The sequence below is a fragment of the Paenibacillus sp. OT2-17 genome (assembly GCF_009827695.1).
In the GTDB taxonomy this organism is placed as follows: domain Bacteria; phylum Bacillota; class Bacilli; order Paenibacillales; family Paenibacillaceae; genus Paenibacillus; species Paenibacillus polymyxa_B.
On record NZ_WUDQ01000137.1, the window covers coordinates 1 to 8,280 of the forward strand.

Consider the following 8,280-nt stretch of genomic DNA (forward strand, 5'->3'; position numbering starts at 1 on the left):
CCCCGGAAACCGGTGAATATACCTTTCCTTCACTCGGTAGAATGGCTATTCCTTGACCCATCGCTTCTGTAGAGAACGCAGGATCAGGAACCTCATGAAGCGGAACAATTTGGCCATGGATAGGCGCATAGACATTCTCGGTGACTTCGGTATGTCCAGGTTCAGTTTGTAAGGCAGGCTCGGATTTTTCTGCTTCCGTCTTTCCTGTCTCCGCATCCGTTGCCCCGTTTCCTTCATTAAAGCCCAGAATATAAGTCAATACGGTAGTAACCACAAATGAAATGATGATACTAATCAAATAAAAAGCAATTGTATTCGTAAAGAATGCCGGAATAGTAGTTATTGCCGGGAACACATAAGCAAGCACGGTCGTTTGGAAATGTCCGGCAATGGCCCCTCCGATCATTCCCCCCATGACGGCGGCAATCATTGGTCTTTTCAGCTTCACGGACAATCCGTAAACGATAGGTTCTGTAATACCAGCGAACAGTGAAGGGAAAATAGATGACAGTGCGTAAGCTTTCAGCTTTTTGTCTTTGGCTTTCAGAAAGACCCCAAGAGCGACACCGGATTGGGCGAAGGTCGCAGAAGCCATCATAGGTCGAATCGTATCAAACCCTTTGAGGGAAAGATTGTTGATCATCGCAGGTGCAATCCCCCAGTGTAAACCAAACATCACTAGGAAGGTCCAGCCGCCTCCCAGAATGGCTCCAGTCAAGAGACCGCTTTGCGTACTCAAAAATTCAATACCATCCGCAATACCTTTACCGGTGTACACTCCCAGTGGACCGATCACAATGGCGGTAAGCGGAACCATAATTAATAAGGAAACAAGCGGGACCATAAACAATTCAATGCTTTTCGGAACCACCCGCTTCAGAAACCGTTCCAGATATGAATACAGCCAAATGGCTAAAATTGCTGGAATAATGGATGTCGTATAACTCATCAGGACAACGGGAATGTGGATAAAGGAAGCAATATCCCCCGTGTTTTCCATCAGCTTGGTGAAGTTAGGCTCCAGCAGAGCGGCCATAATGGCAGCAGATACGATAGGCTGGGTCTTGAATGTTCTCGAAGCTGAAAACGCCAACATCAGTGGCAGGAAGAAAAATACGCCGTTGCCTGCGGCAGCAAGGATAGCATAGGTACTGGAGGCACTGTCCAACCACTCTAACTGTGTAAGAATAACCAGGATAGCTTTCAGCATCCCTGCACCAGCCAAAGCAGGTACAATCGGCTGGAAAATAGAGCTCATGACGGTAAAAGCACGACTGATGAAATTACCTTCCTTTGCATTATCCTCTTTTTTGTCGTTGCCGCTTTTTACCTGAAGGTTATAGTTCTTCGCAATCGTATCATAAACCTCGTTAACATGATTGCCGATCACCACCTGGTACTGCCCTCCGCTTTCTATCACGGAAATGACACTGTCGGAATTTTCCAAAGCCTGTTTATTGGCTTTTTGCTTATCCTTAAGTGTAAATCTCAGACGGGTCATACAATGGTACAGATCACGTATATTTTCTTCTCCGCCTACATTAGTTACAATGAATTTCGCTAATTCATCATGTTTGCTCATAATGCCTGCCTCCAATGTTCTCTGGTTGATATAAAAAAAACCTGAGTAATTCCCGATACCAAAATGCAATTTAGTATCGAAATCACTCAGGTAATGCCCACGAATGGTAACACCCTGTTAGTTTTCAGTTCTGTTGACCAATCTGGAAATGTGAATCATAAGATACATCATTTCATCATTGGTTAATTTCTGCTCAAACTGCTTATTCACATACACCCCTATTTTTTGTACACATCTGTGCTCTTCTGGAAATTTGATTTTCAGGTCTTCGAACAAATTCATGTACTGCGGGTCTGCCGATTCGTGGGCAAAAAGCCGCTGGGCAAAAAATTTAAGATGGGTTACAAAACGGTTGTAATTCCATGAATCTTCATCAATCTCGACATTGAAGTGGTATTTTACAATATCCATAATATCCTTGATGACTTTTGACGTTTTTAGCGTCAGATCAAGCTTCTGGTTATCCAGGCGGGCGTTGACGAAATGCAGGGCAATAAACCCGGCTTCATTCTCATCGAACGTGATGTTGATCCTGTTACGAATCATCTCCAGCGCATGTTTACCGATCGCGAATTCTTCGCGATAAAACCGCTTGATCTCCCATAGAAACCGGTTTTCAATCGGTGTTCCCCGTTCATGCCGTTGGATGGCGAATGAAATGTGGTCGATCAGGGCTAGGTAAATATAGTCACTAATGTCTCCAGCCAATCTCGGTCTGGCATACTCCACGATTTCATCCGCGATTTCAATACATTCCATCTTTACATCTTTCAGCAAATCCGCCAGCTTCGCGGATAAATCCTGAGTTTTGACTACAAACAGCTTCGTGATTTTCCGCTCATCAATGGTATCCCCCGGTTTCAGGTTGAATGCGATTCCATTTCCTGTCGCAATGACCTCTTGGGCGTCCTCTTCCTCTGCTAAAACGACATTGTTGTTAAGCGCTTTCTTCAAAATCATGCGACCACCTGCTTTTATTTACTGGAAGGCCATTTTTTAAAGAGACTCTGTTAAAAAATGTGCATACACTAAAAAACCTGAACAGAATACCGCTTCATAGACGTTATCGCCCATTTACCGGAACTCCATTCAGGTTATGCCTAAAATAGTAACACCCTGAAAATTATGAGATTCATTTTTGTAATCGTTTTCTTGGCTTCATTATAATAGAGTTTCTTTTTTTCTGTCAACCCTTTATTAAAAAAAGCCTTCCATCCGCTTACTGCGGCTTCGGAGTCCCTGAACGATTCACAATCCAGATGCCCGCCAGTACTAAGAAAATGCCAAGCAAGGTAGCCGCTTTGAGTGCCTCGTGAAGAAAGATCCAGCCGGACACAACACCGATGATAGGAACCAGCAACAGCGTAACAGAAGCTTTACTTGCTTCCATTCTAGTGAGAATATGAGTCCACAGCAGGAATGCAAGAGCAGACGCCACAATGCCGGAAAATAAGATATAAAAGATCGACGCAGCGCTAAAGTTCGGCTCCCATCGCTCAAACAACAGGGAGTACAATAACAATCCGAGCGCACCGAACGCCATCTGCCAGGTCGTGAACTGGGTTTTATCGCAATGCTGGAGCTTGAGCTTGATAATCAGGTTCGAAAGTGCCCAAGCAATCGCTGAACTCACCCCAAGCAGCATGGCCCACAAATTGCCGCCCAAATGAATGTCCATAGCAAATAATAGCCCCAAGACCCCTGTAGCAATTCCAATCGTTTTGCGTGTGTTCAGCCGCTCACCTGGAATCATAAAATGAGCCATAATGGATAAAAACAGCGGCATGCTGTACGTAAGCACGGAGGTTAAGCCCGCATTAATGTAGTTCAGGGATATCTGAATCGCAATATTAAAATAGGTAGTCTGGAGAATCCCGCAGAGTATATACCATTTTATCGTGTGCCTGTCAGGGTTCGGAACCCGTTTCCACATCAGAATTCCGAACAGAAGCAGCGTCCCTGTGAGAAACCGGAGAGCCGCAAATTGAACAGGTTCAAAGGCTCCATTGCCCAATTTCATGATGACAAAATTAAAGCCCCAGATCAGGCATAAGAGCAGGCTCAAGCCTTTCATGCATCATACGCCTCCGTTTAGAGCACTTCTCCGCCCGATTCAATCACTTTTTTATACCAGTCAAAGCTTTTTTTCTTGTAGCGGTTCAGTGTTCCGTTGCCCAGATCATCCTGGTCGACGTAGACGAAGCCGTATCTCTTGGATGCCTGTGAGGTCGAAGCACTGATCATGTCGATGGGACCCCAGGCGGTGTAGCCGAACAGGTCCACTCCATCCTCAATGGCTTCCCTCATTTGCGCGATATGTTTTTTCAGATAGTCGATACGGTAATCATCGTTAATGGTGCCGTCAGGATTCATTTGATCTGTCGCACACACGCCGTTTTCTGAGATGAACAGTGGCTTTTGATAGCGGTCATACAGGTTATTAAGCGCATAACGTAATCCTTTAGGATCAATCTGCCATCCCCACTCGGACTGCTCGAGGTAAGGATTCTTCACGCCACCAATCAGATTTCCGCTTGCTTTGGCATGCTGATCGGCAGTGGCACTGGCATTGTTGGACATATAGTAGCTCAGGGACACGAAGTCCACGAGGTTATCTCGCAAGATTTCATCGTCGCCAGGTTCTTTATGCAGAACAACACCCTTTTCTTTGAACATACGTGCGGTATAGGACGGATAATACCCTCTAGCTTGTACATCACTGAAAAAGAAGGACACTCGTTCTTCCTTTTGGCATTCAAGCACATCATCCGGATTGCAAGTATTCGGATAAAGCAACAGATAGCTGATCATACACCCAATCTGGGAGTTCGGTATAATCTCATGACAGGCTTTGACTGCCAGCGCGCTAGCTATAAACTGATGATGGGCAGATTGATACTTGTCCTGCTCCAGATTCGGGTGATTCTCTTCAATGATCCCCGCGCTGACAAACGGATGGTGTTTGACACAGTTCATTTCGTTAAACGTAATCCAGTACTTTACTTTATCCTTGTAACGGGTAAATACAGTCTCGGCAAAACGGACGAAAAATTCAATCAGTTTCCGGTTTTTCCAGCCACCATATTCGGTGACAAGATACAAAGGCATATCGTAATGGGTCAGCGAGATGACAGGTTCAATTCCTTTGGCCAGCAGGGCATCAAAAACCTTGTCATAGAATTGCAGCCCTTTCTCATTGGGTTCTGTCTCGTCGCCATTCGGGAAAATACGTGTCCAGGAAATGGAAGTGCGAAAGCATCTAAAACCCATCTCGGCCAGCAGATTAATATCTTCTTCATAACGGTGATAGAAATCATTTCCCCGACGTTTGGGATAATTTTTGGTGCTGTTTGGGTCCAAAGCTTCCTTGACCTGCGCATGGGTCATCATATGCCACTGATCCAGCCAATGCTTTTTGTCGAGTGCTGGATCAAAGGTAAATACATCAGAAATCGAGAGCCCTCTTCCGTCTACGTTGTAAGCCCCTTCAATCTGCATGGCAGCGGCTGCCCCGCCCCATAGAAAGTTCTTGGGAAAACCTTTTGCCTGTTCCATGTTGCATTCCTCCAAGTAGGTTATAATTTGTGAAGAAGTATGCGGAACCCGTGTCCTTCAAATGCATCCCGGATTGCTGCATACGCTTTATGCTTTCATGCTACAATCTGGGATGCATTCCAGGTCAAGAACTAAATTTTTGGAGTTGAATGTCATGCATAATATAAAAAGAATTGCTGAAATTGCGGGGGTATCGACAAGTACCGTGTCTCGGGTGCTTAATCATCATCCATATGTCAGTGAAGCAACGCGGACCAGGGTGATGGAAGTCATTCGGGAACTGGATTATATTCCGAATATTAATGCGGTGCAGTTGAAAGTAGGCCGTACCAAGGTTATTGGGATCATGACCCCAACGATTAACAATTATTACATGCAAATCATCAAGGGAGTATCCAATGCGGGTAAAGAGGAAGATTATCAGGTTTTGATCTACCAGACGGAGGAAAATCAGGATTTGGAAAGCGCGGCGTTAGAGCTTTTGAGGCAGAAAAAAGTGGACGGGATCGTCATTTTACGGCGTATGCTGGATTGGTCTGCTGTGAGGCATTACACCAAGTATGGGCCGATTGTGACCTGCGAGCCATTAAAAAATAAAGAGATTTCATCCATTTATCTCGATCATTATGAAGGATTTCGGATTGGATTAGAGCATTTGGCCGAGCTGGGATTTAGAAAAATCGCCTGCACCGTAGGCAGAAAAAACAGCGTAAACAGCCAAAGAAGACTCCAGGCCTATTATGACCTGCTCGCGGCAAGGAAGCTGCCAGTGAATGAGGAATGGTTGCTCAGTGGTATCCATACGGTGCAGGACGGAATGCGAGCGTTCGCCAAGCTGGAGTCTTTAAAGGAACGTCCCCATGCCATCATGACAACCAATGATTTGGTGGCATGCGGTATTATCTCAGCTGCTCGTAGTAAAGGGTGGAAGGTTCCAGGAGATTTAGCAGTGGTCGGCTTTGAAGCTGACGAAAGTCAGGTAGCCGACGCCATGGGACTGACCAATATTACGAACCCATTGCAGCGAATCGGACAGGAAATGTTCCGTACATTATATCAGCAATTGAACGGACAGCCTTTGGAGCCAGCCTCCCTTGCTTTTGAATTGAAGGTCCGCCATTCTACCTGCTAATCCATCTACAAACTAACCAATCAACAGTGTATAGACGATACCCGGCCCGTGTACACCGATCGTCAGATCATTTTCAATATCCGACGAGCGGCTCGGTCCAGTAATAAAATGAATGCCTGCGGGCAATTGCTCACGCCCGGCTTTGTCAAAGCGGTTTAGAATTTCGCCCAGTCGTGTTCGCAAGCGCTCTACTGGCAGAAGAATGATCAGTACAGTTGGCAAAAGGCTGACTGCACGGCCTTTCTCCGGCGAGGATAACATCGCTACCGAACCGGTGTAAGCAGCCGCTTCGTCGGCGATGACGATGCCAATATCCGCCTCGGCAGCGCGGGCCTTCCAGTCCTCGACTGGATCGGTGTTCCACACCGATAAACGGACTTCCGGCAGCGCCGATTCCAGCTGGAGCGCATCCAGGTCCGGCTCATTCTGCCGGACGATATAGGCCGCTCCCAGCTCTCGCGCTTTGAGCGCGATCCAGTCTGCGGTCTGCTCCAAATCCAGCAGACGCACGACATGCCCGCCAACACTTGTAAAGTTGGCGGTAAACTCCTCGATGCGCTGCTCCGCGCTCCATTCGAATTCGTGCCAAAATGCAGGTGCCCCGCGAAACGGCTGAACTGGCGGCTCCGTCTGTCGTGGACGCTTGAGCCGAGTCGCGATGCCGTCCATAAAGCGTACCTGCTTGGCACAGGATTCTGCTTCCATTTGATGAAGCCACGTTTCATGGGCCGCTTTTGCTTGCGCAGAAGGATTACTCTGTTCACTCATGCTGCGTCCCTCCTTTACTTCTATCTGCCAAAATCTTCTCCATTCGACTGAGAACATCCGGCTGCATCACATTGCGTTCCTGCTCCAGCTTATGCTCCAGCGTGTTCCATTGCTGACGGAAGGATTTTTTCGCCAAAGAGGGAGCCACACGGTACGTATTCCATCCCTTTAGGGGGCCCAGCTTTAGGGTAATTTCGCCCTTACGAACGACCGCTTTCTGTGCAATCTGCCCTAGCCGAATCGCCGCTGCGAATCGCTTCGAGCTGGAAACCACGGTCGCAAAACCTTTCATTCCTACTGTTTCCAGCTTATCTCCTTGTCCCGCCTCTACCTTACGTCTACGCAAATATACCAGCATATCATGCAGCGGTATTTTGACCGGACAGGCTTCATAACACGCACCACACAGACTGGACGCACTCGCAATATCGTTCCACTCTTCGATGTTGCCATGAAGGGCAGGCGTAAGCACTGCACCGATAGGGCCACTATATGTCCCGCCATACGCGTGCCCGCCAATGTGTCGGTACACCGGACAGGCATTCAGGCAAGCCCCACAGCGAATGCAGTTCAGCAACTCTTGAAACTCGGGATTGCCTAGCTGTAGTGAACGTCCGTTATCTACGATGATGATGTGCATTTCGTCAGGCCCATCGGCATCTTGGCTGCGCCGAGGGCCTGAAATACCAGACATGTACATGGTCAGCTTCTGTCCAGTAGCGGATCGTGGCAGTAATGTAGCCATCACCTCCAAATCCGTCCAGGATGGAATAATCCGTTCCATGCCCATCAGCGTAATTTGCGTTTTGGGCAAAGTGGATACCATTCGTGCGTTGCCTTCATTTTCAAACAGGACCATGGAGCCTGTCTCGGCGATGGCAAAATTACACCCGGTCATGCCAATATCCGCTTCTAGAAACTTCTCACGCAGCTTTTTGCGGACAAAGCCCGCCAAAATCGTCGTATCCGCGGACAATTTCTCCCCTGCTTCTTTGGATAACAGCTCGGCAATCTGATAACGATTTTTGTGAATCGCCGGAATGACGATATGAGACGGGGGCTCTCCTGCCAGTTGAATAATATATTCACCGAGGTCACTTTCAATCGTCTCGATATCCGCCCCTTCCAGTGCCTGATTCAAATGCAGCTCCTCCGACACCATCGACTTGGATTTGACGACGGAGCGGGCTTGGCTATGCGCAGCAATATCCAGTGTAATACGTACAGCATCGGCTGCTGTGTC

Annotated in this window: 7 protein-coding genes; 1 reads left to right on the plus strand and 6 read right to left on the minus strand. The window is 47.4% G+C overall.

Going from position 1 to position 8,280, the window contains the following annotated elements:
* The 4 genes from GRP75_RS15015 to GRP75_RS15030 form a co-directional block, all read right to left on the minus strand.
* On the minus strand, positions 1-1,582 hold a 1,582-nt coding region (locus GRP75_RS15015), incomplete at its 3' end, for a PTS transporter subunit EIIC (protein ID WP_160789699.1).
* A 117-nt stretch (positions 1,583-1,699) separates the two neighbouring features.
* On the minus strand, positions 1,700-2,542 hold the full coding sequence (gene licT, locus GRP75_RS15020; protein WP_023988429.1) for a BglG family transcription antiterminator LicT: 843 nt from the start codon (positions 2,540-2,542) through the stop codon (positions 1,700-1,702).
* Positions 2,543-2,801: 259 nt separating this feature from the next.
* Positions 2,802-3,656, minus strand: coding sequence for a DMT family transporter (locus GRP75_RS15025; protein WP_028542333.1), 855 nt, complete (start codon positions 3,654-3,656; stop codon positions 2,802-2,804).
* Between the two features lie 17 nt (positions 3,657-3,673).
* Positions 3,674-5,137 carry a glycoside hydrolase family 1 protein gene (locus tag GRP75_RS15030; RefSeq protein ID WP_160789700.1) on the minus strand — a complete coding sequence of 488 codons (1,464 nt, stop codon included), beginning with the start codon at positions 5,135-5,137 and terminating at the stop codon, positions 3,674-3,676.
* A gap of 154 nt (positions 5,138-5,291) precedes the next feature.
* Here GRP75_RS15030 and GRP75_RS15035 point away from each other — a divergent pair, with 154 nt between their 5' ends.
* Entirely contained in the window at positions 5,292-6,269 is a 978-nt protein-coding gene (locus GRP75_RS15035) for a LacI family DNA-binding transcriptional regulator (protein WP_160789701.1), read from the plus strand.
* A gap of 12 nt (positions 6,270-6,281) precedes the next feature.
* Here GRP75_RS15035 and GRP75_RS15040 read toward each other — a convergent pair whose 3' ends face one another.
* Entirely contained in the window at positions 6,282-7,037 is a 756-nt protein-coding gene (locus tag GRP75_RS15040) for a LutC/YkgG family protein (RefSeq protein ID WP_160789702.1), read from the minus strand.
* Positions 7,030-8,280, minus strand: a 1,251-nt coding sequence (locus tag GRP75_RS15045; RefSeq protein WP_160789703.1) for a LutB/LldF family L-lactate oxidation iron-sulfur protein, incomplete at its 5' end; no start/stop codon positions are given. The genes GRP75_RS15045 and GRP75_RS15040, both read right to left, overlap by 8 nt.